Below are 16,161 nucleotides of genomic sequence, written 5' to 3' on the forward strand. Positions count from 1 at the left end.
GGACCCCTCGGCCCAGTTAACGTCTGGTGACGTACGAGAGGGACCCACGGCACGCCGCAGGTCCCTCTCGTACGTCGAGGGTCAGAGGTACTGGCCGGTGTTGCTGGCGGTCTCGATGGAACGGCCGGCCTCGGCGCCCTTGCCGCCGGAGACGAGCGTGCGGATGTAGACGATCCGCTCGCCCTTCTTGCCGGAGATGCGCGCCCAGTCGTCCGGGTTGGTGGTGTTGGGGAGGTCCTCGTTCTCGCGGAACTCGTCGACGCAGGCGTCGAGGAGGTGCTGCAGGCGCAGCCCCTTGCGACCGGAGGTGAGGAACTCCTTGATGGCCATCTTCTTGCCCCGGTCGACGATGTTCTGGATCATCGCGCCGGAGTTGAAGTCCTTGAAGTAGAGGACTTCCTTGTCACCGTTGGCGTAGGTGACCTCGAGGAAGCGGTTCTCCTCGGTCTCGGAGTACATCCGCAGCACCACCGCGTCGATCATCGCCGCGACGGTGGCCTGGGGGTCGCCGCCGTGCTCGGCCAGGTCGTCGGCGTGCAGCGGCAGGCCGGAGAGAATGTACTTGGAGAAGATGTCCTTGGCCGCCTCGGCGTCCGGACGCTCAATCTTGATCTTCACGTCGAGCCGGCCGGGACGCAGGATGGCCGGGTCGATCATGTCCTCCCGGTTGGAGGCACCGATCACGATGACGTTCTCCAGCCCCTCCACACCGTCGATCTCGCTGAGCAGCTGCGGAACGATGGTGTTCTCCACGTCCGAGGAGACGCCGGAGCCACGGGTCCGGAAGATCGAGTCCATCTCGTCGAAGAACACGATGACCGGGGTGCCCTCGCTGGCCTTCTCCCGGGCTCGTTGGAAGATCAGCCGGATGTGCCGCTCGGTCTCGCCGACGTACTTGTTGAGCAGCTCGGGGCCCTTGATGTTGAGGAAGAAGCTGGTGTGCTTCTCCTTACCCTCCCGCTCGGCGATCTTCTTCGCCAGCGAGTTCGCCACCGCCTTGGCGATGAGCGTCTTGCCGCAACCTGGCGGCCCGTACAGCAGGATGCCCTTCGGCGGCCGGAGCTGGTGCTCGCGGAACAGGTCGGCGTGCAGGAAGGGCAGCTCCACCGCGTCGCGGATCTGCTCGATCTGCGCCTGGAGGCCACCGATGTCGGTGTAGTCGACGTCGGGCACCTCCTCCAGGACCAGTTCCTCGACCTCGCTCTTCGGGATCCGCTCGTACGCGTACGCCGAGCGGGGCTCGATCATGAGCGAGTCGCCGGCCCGGATCGGTGCGCCGATCAGGGTCTCGGCGAGGTGCACGATGCGCTCCTCGTCGGAGTGCGAGACCACCAGCGCCCGGTCACCCGGTGCGCCGTCCGGCCCGGCGAGGATCTCCTTGAGCATCACCACCTCGCCGACCCGCTCGTAACCGAACGCGTCGACGACGTTGAGCGCATCGTTGAGCAGGACCTCCTGCCCGCGCTGCAACTCCGTCGCGTCCAACGAGGGGGAGACGGCCACCCGGAGCTTGCGTCCGCCGGTGAAGATGTCCACCGTGCCGTCGTCGTGCCGCGAGAGGAAGACACCGTACCCGCTCGGCGGCTGCGCCAAGCGGTCGATCTCCTCCTTGAGCGTCACAATCTGCGCGCGAGCCTCCTTGAGGGTGCTCACGAGCCGGTCGTTGTTCTCGGTGAGCCGCGCCAACTGTGCCTGGGTGGCCGCCAGCCGCTCTTCGAGCTGCCGGACGTGTCGGGGGCTTTCGGTCAACTTGCGCCGCACCAGAGCGAGTTCCTCTTGAAGGAACGCGACCTGCGTGGAGAGATCGTGGGCTTCCTTCTCCCACCGTGCGGCGCGCGAGTCCGCGTCGTCGCTGCGTGCCACGTCCCACCTCCCCGGGGGGCTTGAACGTTCTGCCCTAACACTAGCCGCTATGAGGCCCATTCGGTCCTACGCAACGCCCTCGTCACCGAACCTTGATCGCGAAGGGACGCCTGAGGGGCAGGTCCGGGCGTTCGGGTACCGTCGAAACGTGGGACGGGAGAACATGGGGGGTGCCGCGTGACCGAGGTCGCGACCGACCAACTTCAGGTCTGGGTGGACCAGGACCTCTGCACGGGTGACGGGCTCTGCGTGCAGTACGCGCCGGAGGTCTTCGAGTTCGACGTCGACGGTCTGGCGTACGTCAAGGGCCCCGACGGCGAGCTGCGGCTGAACCCGGGCAGCCGGGTGGACGTGCCCGGGCACCTGCGCCTCGAGGTGATCGACTCGGCGCGGGAGTGCCCCGGCGAGTGCATCCACGTGGTGCGTGACAGCGACGGCGTCGAGGTGGCCGGCCCGGAGGCCGAGGACGACTGACCGCCAGCGCCGACGGGCACAGCACGGCCGGACATCGTGGTCGATCATGAGGCCGACGGCGCGGATCTCACATCCGCTCCCCGCCAACCTCATGATCGACGCGTACGGCGGCGACTGTGGCCCTCCCCCGGTCCGTCGGTCACAGCACCGGGCGACCGACCACCGAGGCGACCAGGCGGGCGAACTCCTCCAACCGAGCGATCTGACCGGCTCCGCCGTCGTCGAGCGTCTTGCCGAAGCGCAGCGCGTCGTGCCGCGGCACGCCCGCGACCTCGTCACCGGGCGGCGCCTCGTCCAGCGAGGTGAGCAGCAGGTAGACGTCGATGCTGTCGACCCGCACCTCGCCGTTGTCGGTTCGGGTCAGCCGGCGTCGGCAGCCGACCTCGGTGACCGTGGAGACCGGCACCACCCGTAGCGACGAGGTCATCGCGCCGGCCGGCCCCTCCCCCGGCGGCACGTCCTCACCGTGCCACAGCACCAGCCGGCTGCCGTCGCAGACGACGACCTCCTGCCAGACGCCGTTGACCTCGTTGACGAAACGTTCCAGCGTGAAACCGAGCACGGACGCCCCACGCAACACCCCGCCCAGCGCCTCGAGCGCGATGTCCGGATCGCGCAGGTAGGCCCGCGCCGCCGACTCCAGGTCGGTGTAGGGCGACCAGTCCGGGAACACGGCCGGCAACTCCCCACCGCCGAAACCCGGCCGACTCATGACATCTCCCCCAGGTCGTGCCGCCGACCCGCACCGGCCGACGGAATCAGCCCGATCACTGCCAGCCGTCCCGCCACGCCGTCACGGCAGCCCCGGCCCGTCGGCCGCGTCCGGCGTCGAGCCGGCCGCCGCCTGACGGGCCGCCTCGGCCGCGCGCAACGCCTGCCGGCGCTCGGCGTACGCCTCGGCGCCCTTGCTGGGCTTGCGACGCCGCGGCGGGGCGGTGACGCCCGGTGCGAGCTTACGCGCGGAGACGAGGAACGCGGTGTGCGCGATCATCCGGTGGTCCGGGCGGACGGCCAGCCCCTCGGCATGCCAGTCGCGCACCAGCGACTCCCAGGCCCTCGGCTCGGTCCAGCCGCCGCGCTCGCGCAGCGCCTCCACCAGCTCGGACAGCTGCGGGGTGGTCGCCACGTAACCGATGAACACACCGCCGGGCAGCAGCGCCCGCTCGACCATGTCGAGCGTCTCCCACGGGGTGAGCATGTCCAGGATGATCCGGTCGAACCCGGTCTCGGCGCAGTCGGCGACATTACCGACGTGCAGTCGCCACGCCGGGTGCGGGGCGCCGAAGAACGCCTCGACGTTGCGCCTGGCGATCTGCGCGAAGTCCTCGCGCACCTCGTACGAGTGCAGTTCGCCGCCGGTGCCCACGGCCCGCAGCAGCGAACAGCTCAACGCGCCCGAGCCGGCGCCGGCCTCCAGGACCTTGGCACCGGGGAAGATGTCACCCATCGCGACGATCTGCGCCGAGTCCTTCGGGTAGATCACCTGGGCGCCGCGCGGCATGGACAGCACGTAGTCCGACAGCAGCGGACGCAGCGCGAGGAAGGCCGTCCCCCCACCGGCGGTGGTCACCACGCTGCCGTCGGGCTGACCGATCAGCGCGTCGTGCCGCAGGATGCCGCGATGGGTGTGGAACTCCTTGCCGGGCTCCAGGACGACCGTGTGCATCCGGCCCTTCGGATCGGTCAGCTGGACCCGGTCACCGGGGCGGAACGGCCCCCGGTGCGCCGGAGGCAGCTCCGGGACGGCGACGAGGGTGTCCGGGGCGGCCGGGAGGGCGGAGGAGTGTGCGGTCACCTGTTCAACTTCCGTGTGGGTTCGAGGACCTGTGCCAGATCCGCGACGTGCAGAACGCCGACCACATCTTCGCCTGCCGTCACCACGTACCGTGCGGCCGGGTGGGCCTGCACGGCGGCCATCACCCGCTCGGCGTCGAGCCCGGCCGGCAACACCGGCAGTTGGTCCAGCGAGCGGGCCACCGCGTCCACGGCCAGCCAGGGCCGGCGCGGCGGGGGTACCGCCTCGGCCGCCGCCGGATCGACCAGGGCGACCGGGCGACCGGCGCCGTCGAGCACGGCCACCGCCGCGCCCGGGGGCGCCTGCGCGGCGTGCCGGCGCTGGGCCTCGGCCAGCGGGGTGCCGGTGGGCACCCCGAAGACGGGACGGGTCAGCCGGGCCAGGTCGATCAGGGGAACCCGGCGGCTGATCCTGGCGTACCGGATGGACTGGCCGGCCCCGCGCCACAGCGTGACGGCGACCAGCAGCATCAGCGGCAGCGCCAGCGGCACCAGGATCCGCTCGACGGTGAGCAGCACGACCGACCCCACGGTGCCGACGGCGACGGCGCGGCCGACCCAGCCGGCCACCTCGGTGGCCCGGTGCCGGTCCCGGGTGGCCGCCCAGATCGCGGCGCGCAGCGCCCGGCCACCGTCCAGCGGCAGCCCGGGCAGGACGTTGAAGGCCGCCACGACGGCATTGCTCAGCGCCAACTGCAGGGCGAGTTGGTGGGCGAGGGTGCGGTCGGGCAGGGCCAGGGTGACACCGACGCCGAGGGCGCCGAGCACCGCCGAGACCGCCGGCCCGGCCAGGGACACCAGCAGCTCGACCCGGGGGTTGGGGGCGTCGGACTCCATCTCGGTGTAGCCGCCGAGCAGTTCGAGGGTGATGCCCCGGACGCCGATGCCGTACCGGCGGGCGGTCAGCGCGTGGCCCAGCTCGTGCAGCAGGACGGACCCGAGCAGCGAGACGACGAACCCGAGGCCGATCAGGAACCCGCCCAGCGGGGTCAGGTCCAGCCGCTCGCCGGCGAACCGCGCGTACACCACCGTGACGAGCAACGCCAACAGCAGCATCGACAGGTTGATCCGCAGCGGGACCCCGCAGACCCGGCCCACGCCCAGGCCGCCGCGCCGACGGGCGGGGCGTGCGGATCGGTCGGGGACGCTCACCGCCCCGATGCTACGCGGTGCGGATCATGCTCCGGTGCGGCGACGACCGGCCTGTCACACCGGTGCCCTACCCTTCGGGGCATGACGGCGGAACCGGTGACTGACCAGCAGGGCTCTGGCGCCCCGGCCGCGCTGCCGGCCACCGTCCGGGCGTCGTTGTCGCCGTCACGGGCGGCCGACTTCAAGACCTGCCCGCTGCTCTACCGGTTCCGCAGCATCGACCGGCTGCCCGAGCGTCCCAGCCTGGAGCAGGCCCGGGGCACCCTGGTGCACGCCGTGCTGGAGCGGCTGTTCGACCTGCCGGCACCCGGGCGCACCCCGGATGCCGCCGGTGACCTGGTCGCCCCGCAGTGGGACCGGCTGGTCACCGAGCAGCCGGAGCTGGCCGCCCTGTTCGACCCCGCCGACGAGGCCGGCACCGCCGAGTTCCTGCGCTCGGCGGCGGCGCTGCTGCGGGGCTACTTCGCGGTGGAGGATCCACGGCGGTTGGAGCCGGCCGAGCGGGAAAGCCTGATCTCCGCGGTGGTCGACGACGAGCTGCTCATCCGGGGCTACCTCGACCGGCTCGACGTCGCGCCCGACGGCGCGCTGCGGGTGGTCGACTACAAGACCGGCGGCGCGCCCCGGGAGGCCTTCGAGGCGCGGGCGTTGTTCCAGCTCAAGTTCTACGCGTTGGTGCTGTGGCGCACCCGGGGTGTGGTGCCGCGGGTGCTGCGCCTGCTCTACCTGAAGGACGCCGAGGTCTGCGACTACTCCCCCGACGCCGAGGAGCTGTTGCGTTTCGAGCGCACGGTGGTGGCGCTCTGGCAGGCGATCGAGCAGGCCACCCAGCGGCAGGATTTCCGGCCCCGGCCCAGCCGGCTCTGCGACTGGTGCAACCATCAGGCGCTCTGCCCGAGCTTCGGCGGCACCCCGCCGCCGTTCCCGCAGCCGGCGGCGGTGCCCGACCCGCTGCGCGACGCCCGGTCCGGCCCGGCCGCTCCCGGCGCCGACGAGTGACCCGCCGCCCCGCCCCACCGGCGGCGGCGGCGGCCTGACCGGTCGGCTGGCGCGCTGGTGGCAGTATCCCGCGTGCAAGCACGCAACCGTGGGTGACGGGTCGGGGCGCCTCGCAGGCTGCGGGCCGTTTCCCGGTACCGGGCGTGCGCCGGCGCAGCGTTCCGCCCCGGCGCCGGCGCCCCCGGGGTTGCGCCGCGCCGGCCGGTGCCCCACGCGGCAGCCAGCACGACAGGGAGGGCGATGAGCGACCACGGGGTGCCGGTACGTCCGGTGCGGATCCTGCTCGCCGACGACCAGCCGCTGCTGCGGACCGGCTTCCGGACGGTGCTGGGCGCCGAGGCGGACCTGGACGTGGTGGGCGAGACGGGCGACGGCCGGGAGGCCGTGGAGTTGGCCCGGCGACTGCTGCCGGACGTGGTGCTGTTGGACGTCCGGATGCCGCGGCTGGACGGCGCGGCCGCCACCCGGGCGATCGTCGAGGCCCGACTGCCGGTGCGGGTGCTCGTGCTGACCACGGTCGACCTCGACGAGTACGTGCTGGGCGCGCTGCGCGCCGGGGCCAGCGGCCTGCTGGCCAAGGATGTGCCGGCGGAGGATCTGGTCACCGCGATCCGGGTGGTGGCCGCCGGGGAGGCGGTGGTGACGCCCCGGATCCTGCGTCGGCTGCTGGACCGTTTCGCCGCCGTGCTAGCCGACCCGGCCGCGGCCCCGCCGACGGCGTTGAGCGTACTGACCGGGCGGGAACGGGAGGTGCTGGTCCAGGTGGCCCGAGGGCTGTCCAACGCCGAGATCGCCGCCGTGCTGTCGGTCAGCGAGACCACCGTCAAGACCCACGTCGGGCATGTGCTGACCAAGCTGGGCCTGCGCGACCGGGTGCAGGCGGTGGTGCTGGCGTACGAGACCGGGCTGGTACGCCCGCGGGCCTGAGCCGCGCCGCGCGGCGGCCCGGAAAGAGGTGGCCGCGCATTGTGGCCGTCACCTACCGTGACGCGAGACGGGGTCGTGGAGTTGGCCTGATGTGGCGTTCGATGCCCCCGGTCGGTATGCCGCGGCGCCGCCGACTCAGGGGCAACCCTGAGTCGGCGCCGGGGTCGACCCGCAGCGGGAATCCGGCCGGAGATCAGCCCACGGACGGACGGATCACCGACCGGCCCGGGTGAGGATGGGATGGACCCCACCGGCCAGCGGGGGCGGTGGGGATGACCGCAGCAGACGGAAGAGGTAGATGACGTGACGGCGACGGTAGGCCGCGAGGCGCAGGTCGCGGCCCGGGCCAACGACGTGTGGAAGGTGTACGGCAGCGGCGAGGCGCAGGTGATGGCGCTGCGCGGGGTGAGCGCGGAGTTCGAACGCGGCCGGTTCACCGCGATCATGGGTCCGTCGGGTTCGGGCAAGTCCACGCTGATGCACTGCCTGGCGGGGCTGGACTCGGTCACCCGGGGCACCGTGATGATCGGCGACACCACCGTCACCGGGTTGGGCGACGCCGGCCTGACCCGGCTGCGCCGCGACAAGGTCGGCTTCATCTTCCAGCAGTTCAACCTGCTGCCGACGTTGACCGCACAGGAGAACATCCTGCTGCCGATGTCGATCGCCGGCCGCAAACCCGACCCGGCCTGGTACGACACGGTGATCGACACGGTCGGTCTGCGGGACCGGTTGGGACACCGTCCGGCGCAGCTCTCCGGCGGCCAGCAGCAGCGGGTGGCGTGCGCGCGGGCGCTGGTCGCCCGCCCCGAGGTGATCTTCGCCGACGAGCCGACCGGCAACCTCGACTCGCGTTCCGGGGCGGAGGTGCTGAACTTCCTACGCAACTCGGTACGCGAGCACGGGCAGACCATCGTCATGGTCACCCACGACCCGACCGCCGCCGCGTACGCCGACCGGGTGGTCTTCCTCGCCGACGGGCAGATCGTCTCGGAGCTGATCGAGCCGACCGCCGAGACCGTGCTGGACACCATGAAGAAGCTCGACGCTCCGGTCGAGGTGGCGCGCTGATGTTCCGCGCGACGTGGAAGAGCCTGCTGGCGCGCAAGGTGCGCCTCGTCCTCTCCGGCCTGGCGGTGGTACTGGGCGTCATGTTCGTCTCCGGTGCGTTCGTGCTCACCGACACCCTGGGCCGCTCCTTCGACCAGGTCTTCGCCGACGCGTACGCGGACGTCGACGTCAACGTCAACGCCACGCCGAAGGTCGCCCTCGACGAGCTGGAGGGCGAGCCGGTGAGCCCGCCCGTCCCGGCCGCGTTGCTGGAGCGGGTCCGCACGGTTGCCGGGGTGGCCGAGGCCACCGGCATCATCGCCGCCGACGGCGCACTCATGATCGGCAGCAACGGCAAGGTGGTCACCTCGTTCGGGCCGCCGCAGCTGGGTGAGAACTGGCTGGGCGAGAGCGACCTGCTGACGCTGCGCGAGGGCCGGGAGCCGCGCGCGGACGACGAGATCGTCATCAACGCGGCGCTCGCCCAGGCGGCGGGGGTGAAGGTCGGCGACCGGGTCGGCGTACAGACCCCCTTCAAGTCGAAGAAGGAAGATTTCCACCTCGTCGGGATCTTCGGCTTCAGCGGTGGCCGGGACTCCCTCGGCGGAGCCAACGAGATCGCCTTCACCACCCCGGTGGCGCAGCGACTGATGCTCGGTGAGCCGGACGTGTTCACCAACATCAGCGTTCAGGCCGTCGACGGCGTCGGCGAGGAGAAGCTGCGCGACGACATCGCCGCCGCTGTCGGCGACGGCTACCAGGTGCGGACCGGCGAGCAGATGTCGGCCGACGCCGCGGCCGGTCTGAAGGAAGGGCTGTCCTTCTTCAACAAGATCCTGCTCGGTTTCGCCGCCGTGGCGCTGCTGGTGGGCACCTTCCTCATCCTGAACACCTTCTCCATCATCGTGGCCCAGCGCACCCGGGAGCTGGCCCTGATGCGGGCCATCGGAGCCAGCGGCCGGCAGATCATCGGTTCGGTGGTGCTGGAGGCCATCGCGGTGGGGCTGATCGCCTCCGTGCTGGGGCTGGCCGCCGGCATCGGCGTGGGCGCGCTGCTGGCGTACCTGTTCGGCGAGCTGGCCGGCGGGCTCGCCCTGGCCGGGCTGGGCGTGCCGGCGGCGGCGGTCATCGGGGCCTTCGGAGTGGGTCTGGTGATCACGGTGGTGGCGGCGCTGCTGCCGGCGCTGCGTGCCGCGCGGATCCCGCCGATCGCCGCCATGCAGGACGTGGCGACCCCGGACCGCCCGTTGACGAAGGTCACGGTGTCCGGCGGGATCGTCACCGCGATCGGCGCGACGCTGCTGTTCCTGGGGCTCAGCGGCAACGCGGGCGACCTCACCCTGCAGACCATCCTCGGCGGGGTGTTCTTCGCCTTCATCGGGGTGGCGCTGCTGACCCCGCTGATCAGCCGGCCGGTGGTCGGCCTGCTCGGGGCGGTGTTCGCCTGGTCGGTGCCGGGCAAGCTGGGCCGGCTCAACTCCGGTCGCAACCCGCGCCGCACCGCGATCACCGCGGCGGCGCTGATGGTGGGCATCGCCCTGGTCACCGGCGTGACGGTGATCCTCGACTCGGCCAAGAGCAGCATCAGCGCCCTGGCCGAGGACCAGATCAACGCCGAGCTGGTGATCTCCGGGGTGCAGTCCGGGCCGCGCCCGCCGAGCTTCGACCCGGCGGTGCTGGAGCAGGCCGCCGCCATCCCGGGCGTCCAACTGGTCGACGGCGAGTACGGCGACATGGCGGAGGTCGACGGCAAGGCAACCTGGGTGGCGGTGTCGAGCAACGTCGCCGCCCTGGAGCGGATCTTCAGCGCGAAGGCCACCGCCGGTGACATCAGCCGACTGGGGCCGGACCAGATGCTGTTCAGCTCCGACACCGCGAAGTCCCGCAACGTGTCGGTCGGCTCGCGGGTCACCGTCCAGCTGTCCCGGGGCGAGGCCCGCACCTACACGGTCAGCGGGATCTACCAGAGCACCGAGCTGACCAGCCCGGTGGTGTTGCCGCCGCAGGCGGCGCGGGACTTCGCCATTCCGCAGCCGATCCAGGGTTTCCTGCAACTGGCCCCCGGCGCCCGCGTCGAGGACGTGCGCCCACAGGTCGAGACGTTGCTCGCCGACAACCCCCAGGTGTCGGTGGCTGACCGGGCCGCCTTCATCAAGCAGCAGACCAGCCAACTGGACGGCCTGCTCCAGATGATCCAGATCCTGCTGGCCCTGGCCATCGTCATCGCGGTGCTGGGCATCATCAACACCCTCGCCCTGTCGGTGCTGGAGCGGACCAGGGAGCTGGGCCTGCTGCGGGCGATCGGGCTGCGCCGGGCGCAGACCATGCGGATGATCACCGTGGAGGCGGTGGTGATCTCGGTCTTCGGGGCGTTGCTGGGCGTGGCGGTCGGCACCGGCCTCGGGGCGGCGGTGGTCGAGGCGCTCAAGGACGAGGGGATCAGCGACCTGGTCCTGCCCTGGGGGCAGATGGGTCTCTTCCTCGGCCTGGCCGCGATCATCGGGGTGGTCGCGGCGGTGCTGCCGGCGGTCCGGGCCGCGCGGATCAACGTGCTCGGCGCGATCGCGCACGACTGACCGGTCGCTCGGGGCCCCGCCGCTGCCGGCGGGGCCCCGTCCCGATCTACGGCATCCCGGGGGATTTCAACCGCTGGTCAGCCCCGAGGTGCCGCAACCGGCACGGTCAGGACGGCGGGTCGCCGAGCAGCGCCGCCAGCAGCTCCAGGTCCGCACCGGTCAGGCTCTGCACCTGGTGCACGCCGTCCGTCGGCGGCAGTGGTGCCTCCGCCGGCACCGCCAGCACCGCCGCACCGGCGGCGAGCGCGCTGGCCACCCCGGTCGGCGAGTCCTCGATCGCCACGCAGCGGGCGATCGGCACGTCCAACAGCCGGGCGGCGGTCAGGTACGGCTCGGGGTGGGGCTTGGCGGCGTCCACCTCGTCACCGCAGACCACCGCGTCGAAGCTGTCCCGCCCGAGGGTGTCCAGGGCGATCTCGACCAGGGCGCGACCGCTGGAGGTCACCAGAGCGGTGGGGATGCCCGCGGCGCGTACCGCCTGCAGCAGGGCCAGCGCGCCGGGCCGCCAACGCAGCCCGGTGCGGAACAGCTGCAGGATGCGGGCGTCGATCCAGGCGGCGCTGACCCGCGGGTCCCGCTCGGGCTGGCCGAGGTCGTCGTGCAGGATGCGCATCGCCTCCGCCATGCTGGTGCCGACGATGGCGCGGCGGGCCTGCCCGGACAGCTTCCCGCCGTACTCGGCGGCCAGCTCGCACAGCGCGACATCCCACAGCTTCTCGCTGTCGACCAGGGTGCCGTCCATGTCGAAGAGCACAGCGGCGGGGTGTGTGCTGCTCAACGGATCCTCCTGCGGGTGCGGCGACCGCACCGATCCTGCCAACCCCCCGGGCGCGGCGTCGGGGCGGACCGGGCACCAGTGACGCAGGTCAACCGGCGGGCTCGGGGTCAGCCGAGGCCGCAGGCGCGCAGGGAGTTCTCGTAGCCGCGGAAGAACGAGTCGGTGCGCTGTTCGGCGGTACCGTGCGACCCTTCGGCGAACCAGGGTTGGTCGGGATCGTCGCCGACGGCGAGCAGCCCGTCGCGGAACTCGTCCAGGTCGCCGTCCTGGAGTTCGAGCTGCCCGTTGCGCACCGAGTCACCCAGGTACGCCCCGGCCATGCAGTCGGCCTGGAGTTCCTGCTGGATGGTGAAGCTGTAGCGGGTGCCCATGCGCACCTGGATGCCGTGGGCGTACTCGTGGCCCAGCAGGTAGAACACGAACGCGTCGCCGACCTGCCGGAACGCGGCCACCGACCAGTTGACGTCGTAGGCGATGTAGTCGGCGGCCGAACAGTAGACCGCGTTGTTGCGCGGCACCGGCTGACCGGCGCAGGCGACCTCCCCCTCCCGCTGGTAGGGGATGATCCGGCGGATCGGGGTGAACGGCCGCCCGGAGGCCCGGAACTGGGCGGCCCAGTAGCGCTCGGCGATGCGGACCGCGCCCTGGATGTCCTCCTTGAACTCCGCCACGCTGGTGGTGCCGTCGGCGCGGGTGGTCGACGCGTCGGGCGAGGCGGCCGTACGGGTCGGCTGCGGGCGGGGCTCGTTCGGTGGCTGCTGCGGGCCACCCTGCCCCACCCCGCCGGCCGCGCAGCCGACGGCGACCAGGGCCGCCACCAGACCCGCCAGTGAGCCCCGCGACCGCCGTCGCCCGCGTGCCGTCACCGCTGCCTCCCCAGGCTCCTCACCGATACGGCCCGGTACCCGTATCGCGTGACGATCATGCCGCGCGGAGGCCGCCCTGACCACAGGCGGACGGCGCGGCATCGCCGTCCGCGCACAGTCGTGCCCGACGTCGCCGCCCTCCGGCCGTCGACGTCACTGCGAGCGGTCGTTGCGGATGACCGTGTGGTGCTGGGCGGCGTACCGCTGCCGCTCGTACCACTGTTGGTCGGTCAGCGCCGCCTGCCCGGCGGCCCGCTCCTCCGCGCCGGGGACGCGCACCCGGTCCCGCCAGGCCACCCAGCCACACACCCCGGCCAGCACCACTGCACCGATTCCGAGCACCATCCACACCGTCGTCATGCGACCCACGGTAGGAGCCAGCCCACCGCCAGCCGCCCTCGCCGTCGCGCGGTCAGCCGGCGGCGAGGACCTCCCGCAGCCGGACGGCGAACGCCGCCGGGTCGTCGACGAAGCCGATGTGCCCGCCGGGGAACATCGTCGGTTCGTCGCCCAGCGACGCGGCCAACACCCGCGACGTACGGTCGCACAGCTCGTCGGTGGACTGCTCGCCGAGGCCGACGAGCACCCGGGTGGGCCCGTCGCGCAGCGCGGCCACCTCGGGCCGGAACCGGGTGGTGCCGCGCAGCATGTGCAGGTACTGATAGCGCTCGTCGGCGGCCGCCTGCGGATCCGGTTCGCCGCCGAACATGGCCAGGACGGCCTCCTCGGGCAGCTGGATGTTGGCGTTGGTGAGGAACATGCGCCACGCCCCGAGCCGGTCCCCGCCGAGGTACGTGGCGATCATGTCCTCCTCCCGGGCGAGGATCTCCTTGGCGTCGTCGAGGAGCGTCACCAGGGGTGGCTCGTGGGCGATCACGGTGTGCGCCACCTTCGGGTGGGCCTGGGCGAGGGCCAGCGCGGTGACCGCGCCGCCGCTGGAACCGAGCACGGCGGCCGGCCCGAGGTCGAGGTGGGCGACGAGCCGGGCGAGGTCGTTGGCGCGCAGTTCGGGCGTCGAGTCCTGTTCCGGGTCGTGCAGGCGGCTGCGGTTGATGCCACGAGGGTCGGTGGTGAGCACGGTGTGGTCGGTGGCCAGCAGCTCGGCCAACGGCGCGAACGCCGCCGCGTCCATCGGGGCGCCGACCAGCGCCAGCAGCGGGCCCCGCCCGCGTACCTCGTAGTGCAGCAGACCGTCGGCGACCTTGAGGGTCGCGACGGTGACGGTGCCGGTGGAAGTGGTGCTCATCGGGTCCTCCAGTTGGTGACGCGGGATGCGTTCGCAATGGAGACTTCCGGCGTACGGCAGAATCGTCGCTCGTGATGGCGACTTCTCCGGCGGACCCAGCCGTACCCGGTTCGGTGCTGGCCCGGGCAGCCGACGGCGACCAGGGCGCGTTCGCGGAGCTGGTGGCCCCGCTGCGCCGGGAGCTGCACGCGCACTGCTACCGGATGCTCGGGTCGACCCACGACGCCGACGACGCCCTGCAGGAGGCGCTGCTGCGAGCCTGGCGAGGACTGCCCCGCTTCGAGGGGCGCAGCTCGGTGCGGTCCTGGCTGTACACGGTGGCCACCCGCACCTGCCTGGACGCGGTGGCCGGCCGGAACCGCCGGGCGATGCCCGTCGACCTCGGCCCGGCCAGCGAGCGGGCCGTGACCGACGACACACCGGTCACCGACGTCGCCTGGCTCGGCCCCTACCCCGACGCCGGCCTGCCCGACGCACCCGCCGTCCCGCACGCCCGCTACGAACAGCGCGAGGCGGTCGAGCTGGCGTTCGTCGCGGCCCTGCAACACCTGCCGGGAAACCAGCGGGCCGCGCTGCTGCTCTTCGAGGTGCTGGGGTTCTCCGCTGCCGAGATCGCCGCCATGATGGCCACGTCGGTCACGTCGGTGAACTCCGCCCTGGCCCGGGCCCGCCGGATCGTGGCCGACCGGGTGCCCGAGCCCAGCCAGCAGCGGACGCTGCGCCAGCTCGACGACGCCCGGCTGCGGCAGCTCGTCGACGGCTACGCCACCGCCCTGGAGAACGGTGACGCACCGGCGCTGGTTGCTCTGCTCACCGAGGACGTCACCTGGTCGATGCCGCCGATACCGCACTGGTACCGGGGGCTGGCGGCGGTCACCGACTTCGCCCGGGCGGTGCCGTTCACCAGTTGCGGTCAGTGGCGGCACCTGCCGGCCGCCGCGAACGGCCAGCCCACCGTCGTTTCCTACCTACGGCGTGCCGGGCAGGGCCCGTTTTCGGCCTGGTCGGTCGGCGTCCTGACAGTGCGCGACGGGCGGATCGCCGAGATCACCTCGTTCGTCGGCACCGAACACGTCACCCGACTCGGGTTGCCGGCGACACTGCCGGCCACCACGCCGCCCTCGATCCCCGCCGGTTGACCAGCGGCTCCGCGAGCGGGAGTCAGAATGCGGGGCGACCTGTGGCAGGCGGCGGGCAAGTTCTGTACGCAGGACGCCCGTCGCGGGCCGAAGCAGGCCGACGCTGATCGTGTAGACAGACTGGCCGGCACGGATCCGTGGGCGGAGCGTCGTGGCGGATGGCACGACCGCTTCGGGGTGCAGAGTGACCTGGAGGACAGCGAACGGGCCTGAACGGCGGACCGCCGCCGACTGGATTGCCTGCCACGGGAGGACAGCCGTCCGCCCCTTCTCACCGAGCCACAGCGCCGGACCGGTGATGTGCACAGATGGCCAGTTCCTGCGGTGCAGGACGAGCGATAAGGCGCTGAAGAGGACGGCGTAGAGGACGCCCGACACGGCGACGCTCGTCAGGTCGGCCGGCAGCCGCCCGGCGACGAGCGCCAGCACGGCTTGGACGAAGACCCAGGCCAGCAGGCCGATCAGCAGCATGAACAGGAACATGAGGCGGGCGGACGTGCGGAACGTCTTCTCGTCGCTTGCGTCCATTCGGGATACCTCCGCCGACCTGTGCAGCCGACTGTAGGGCAGTTTCCGGCGGGCGGGTGACCTCAACCGTGGTACCGGCGTCGGAGGGCGTGCCTGCGAGCCGCCTGACGAGCACGTCAACGATCCGCCTCGCCAGGGTCGAAGACACACTGACGGCCATGATTGTCTGGGTCAACGGTGCCTTCGGTGCCGGGAAGACGACGACGGCCGGTCTCCTGACGAAACGCCTCGACGGCGCCAGGGTTGTCGACCCCAAGTACGTCGGCCACCTGCTCGTGTCGTTCGTCGAGTCCCGGACCGGCGACTTCCAGGACCTACCGCTGTGGCGGCATCTGGTCGTCCAGACCGTGACCGGCCTGGCCCAGCACCATCCGGGTACCCGGATCGCCCCGATGAGCCTGATCAACCCGGAATACCGAGACGAAGTCTTCGGCGGCATCCGCGCCGCCGGCGTCGAACTCCGCGAGGTCGTGCTCACCCTGCCCGAACCGCAGTTACGCGCACGCATCGACGCCGACCACGTCGAGACCGGGCCGCGCCACTGGCGCCAGGACCATGTCCGGCAGGCGCTGACCACCTTCGCCGGCCTGATCGACGCCCACCTCATCGACGCGCCTCAAGCACCCGAACAGGTCGCGGACGCCGTGGCAGCACACGTCCGATAATCGGACGAACAGGAGTAGCGGCGCTATCGGTGAGCGTGACTCAAGGCTGGGTGCAGCGATCGGGCTCTCCGGCCCAGGACACTGTCCTGGGCCGGAGAGGTGTG

Annotated in this window: 16 protein-coding genes; 8 read left to right on the forward strand and 8 right to left on the reverse strand. The window is 72.0% G+C overall.

Translation table 11 applies throughout. The features are described from left to right. Positions 1-81: 81 nt before the first annotated feature. Positions 82-1,863: a proteasome ATPase gene (gene arc, locus E1182_RS10890; RefSeq protein ID WP_132263663.1), complete on the reverse strand. Its 1,782-nt coding sequence runs from the start codon at positions 1,861-1,863 to the stop codon at positions 82-84. A 177-nt stretch (positions 1,864-2,040) separates the two neighbouring features. On the opposite strand from arc, the gene E1182_RS10895 reads away from it, so the two are divergent. Further along, positions 2,041-2,337 carry a ferredoxin gene (locus E1182_RS10895; RefSeq protein WP_132263666.1) on the forward strand — a complete coding sequence of 99 codons (297 nt, stop codon included), beginning with the start codon at positions 2,041-2,043 and terminating at the stop codon, positions 2,335-2,337. 139 nt (positions 2,338-2,476) lie between these two features. Here the strand turns inward: E1182_RS10895 and E1182_RS10900 are convergent, their stop codons facing one another. The 3 genes from E1182_RS10900 to E1182_RS10910 form a co-directional block, all read right to left on the reverse strand. Beyond that, positions 2,477-3,049 carry a hypothetical protein gene (locus E1182_RS10900; RefSeq protein WP_132263669.1) on the reverse strand — a complete coding sequence of 191 codons (573 nt, stop codon included), beginning with the start codon at positions 3,047-3,049 and terminating at the stop codon, positions 2,477-2,479. Positions 3,050-3,130: 81 nt separating this feature from the next. Further along, on the reverse strand, positions 3,131-4,132 hold the full coding sequence (locus tag E1182_RS10905; protein ID WP_371687534.1) for a tRNA (adenine-N1)-methyltransferase: 1,002 nt from the start codon (positions 4,130-4,132) through the stop codon (positions 3,131-3,133). Beyond that, positions 4,129-5,187 (reverse strand): M50 family metallopeptidase, encoded by a 1,059-nt coding sequence (locus E1182_RS10910; protein WP_132263727.1) that lies wholly within the window; start codon positions 5,185-5,187, stop codon positions 4,129-4,131. Before E1182_RS10910 ends, E1182_RS10905 begins: the two co-directional genes overlap by 4 nt. A 177-nt stretch (positions 5,188-5,364) precedes the next feature. On the opposite strand from E1182_RS10910, the gene E1182_RS10915 reads away from it, so the two are divergent. From E1182_RS10915 to E1182_RS10930, 4 genes are all read left to right on the forward strand, one after another. Continuing rightward, a complete protein-coding gene (locus E1182_RS10915) occupies positions 5,365-6,282 on the forward strand; it encodes a PD-(D/E)XK nuclease family protein (protein ID WP_132263672.1) in 918 nt (305 codons plus the stop codon). 240 nt (positions 6,283-6,522) lie between these two features. Beyond that, positions 6,523-7,209 carry a response regulator transcription factor gene (locus E1182_RS10920; protein WP_132263674.1) on the forward strand — a complete coding sequence of 229 codons (687 nt, stop codon included), beginning with the start codon at positions 6,523-6,525 and terminating at the stop codon, positions 7,207-7,209. Positions 7,210-7,512: 303 nt separating this feature from the next. Continuing rightward, on the forward strand, positions 7,513-8,280 hold the full coding sequence (locus tag E1182_RS10925) for an ABC transporter ATP-binding protein (protein ID WP_132263676.1): 768 nt from the start codon (positions 7,513-7,515) through the stop codon (positions 8,278-8,280). Further along, positions 8,280-10,835: an ABC transporter permease gene (locus tag E1182_RS10930; RefSeq protein ID WP_132263678.1), complete on the forward strand. Its 2,556-nt coding sequence runs from the start codon at positions 8,280-8,282 to the stop codon at positions 10,833-10,835. The genes E1182_RS10925 and E1182_RS10930 overlap by 1 nt, the downstream gene beginning before the upstream one ends. Before the next feature lie 106 nt (positions 10,836-10,941). Here E1182_RS10930 and E1182_RS10935 read toward each other — a convergent pair whose 3' ends face one another. The 4 genes from E1182_RS10935 to E1182_RS10950 form a co-directional block, all read right to left on the reverse strand. Further along, positions 10,942-11,589: an HAD family phosphatase gene (locus E1182_RS10935; RefSeq protein WP_132263730.1), complete on the reverse strand. Its 648-nt coding sequence runs from the start codon at positions 11,587-11,589 to the stop codon at positions 10,942-10,944. A 131-nt stretch (positions 11,590-11,720) separates the two neighbouring features. Next, positions 11,721-12,479 carry a neutral zinc metallopeptidase gene (locus tag E1182_RS10940; protein WP_243706156.1) on the reverse strand — a complete coding sequence of 253 codons (759 nt, stop codon included), beginning with the start codon at positions 12,477-12,479 and terminating at the stop codon, positions 11,721-11,723. A gap of 153 nt (positions 12,480-12,632) precedes the next feature. Beyond that, positions 12,633-12,839: a hypothetical protein gene (locus E1182_RS10945; protein WP_132263682.1), complete on the reverse strand. Its 207-nt coding sequence runs from the start codon at positions 12,837-12,839 to the stop codon at positions 12,633-12,635. A 52-nt stretch (positions 12,840-12,891) separates the two neighbouring features. Further along, positions 12,892-13,725 carry an alpha/beta fold hydrolase gene (locus tag E1182_RS10950; RefSeq protein ID WP_132263684.1) on the reverse strand — a complete coding sequence of 278 codons (834 nt, stop codon included), beginning with the start codon at positions 13,723-13,725 and terminating at the stop codon, positions 12,892-12,894. A gap of 74 nt (positions 13,726-13,799) precedes the next feature. On the opposite strand from E1182_RS10950, the gene E1182_RS10955 reads away from it, so the two are divergent. The 3 genes from E1182_RS10955 to E1182_RS10965 all read left to right on the forward strand — a co-directional run bounded on the left by E1182_RS10955 (position 13,800) and on the right by E1182_RS10965 (position 16,057). Next, positions 13,800-14,864, forward strand: a complete 1,065-nt coding sequence (locus tag E1182_RS10955) for a sigma-70 family RNA polymerase sigma factor (protein ID WP_132263686.1) — start codon at positions 13,800-13,802, stop codon at positions 14,862-14,864. 27 nt (positions 14,865-14,891) lie between these two features. After that, entirely contained in the window at positions 14,892-15,077 is a 186-nt protein-coding gene (locus tag E1182_RS10960) for a hypothetical protein (RefSeq protein ID WP_132263688.1), read from the forward strand. Positions 15,078-15,550: 473 nt separating this feature from the next. Continuing rightward, positions 15,551-16,057, forward strand: a complete 507-nt coding sequence (locus tag E1182_RS10965; protein WP_132263690.1) for an AAA family ATPase — start codon at positions 15,551-15,553, stop codon at positions 16,055-16,057. Positions 16,058-16,161: the final 104 nt, after the last annotated feature.

It is taken from the genome of Micromonospora sp. KC721 (assembly GCF_004348355.1).
In the GTDB taxonomy this organism is placed as follows: domain Bacteria; phylum Actinomycetota; class Actinomycetes; order Mycobacteriales; family Micromonosporaceae; genus Micromonospora.

Bases quoted from the DNA above. Each gene is read 5' to 3' on its own strand.
- E1182_RS10900 (WP_132263669.1), bottom strand. From the start codon at position 3,049: ATGAGTCGGCCGGGTTTCGGCGGTGGGGAGTTGCCGGCCGTGTTCCCG.
- E1182_RS10910 (WP_132263727.1), bottom strand. From the start codon at position 5,187: ATGCTGCTGTTGGCGTTGCTCGTCACGGTGGTGTACGCGCGGTTCGCC.
- E1182_RS10915 (WP_132263672.1), top strand. From the start codon at position 5,365: ATGACGGCGGAACCGGTGACTGACCAGCAGGGCTCTGGCGCCCCGGCC.
- E1182_RS10920 (WP_132263674.1), top strand. From the start codon at position 6,523: ATGAGCGACCACGGGGTGCCGGTACGTCCGGTGCGGATCCTGCTCGCC.
- E1182_RS10930 (WP_132263678.1), top strand. From the start codon at position 8,280: ATGTTCCGCGCGACGTGGAAGAGCCTGCTGGCGCGCAAGGTGCGCCTC.
- E1182_RS10945 (WP_132263682.1), bottom strand. From the start codon at position 12,839: ATGACGACGGTGTGGATGGTGCTCGGAATCGGTGCAGTGGTGCTGGCC.
- E1182_RS10950 (WP_132263684.1), bottom strand. From the start codon at position 13,725: ATGAGCACCACTTCCACCGGCACCGTCACCGTCGCGACCCTCAAGGTC.
- E1182_RS10955 (WP_132263686.1), top strand. From the start codon at position 13,800: ATGGCGACTTCTCCGGCGGACCCAGCCGTACCCGGTTCGGTGCTGGCC.
- E1182_RS10960 (WP_132263688.1), top strand. From the start codon at position 14,892: ATGCGGGGCGACCTGTGGCAGGCGGCGGGCAAGTTCTGTACGCAGGAC.
- E1182_RS10965 (WP_132263690.1), top strand. From the start codon at position 15,551: ATGATTGTCTGGGTCAACGGTGCCTTCGGTGCCGGGAAGACGACGACG.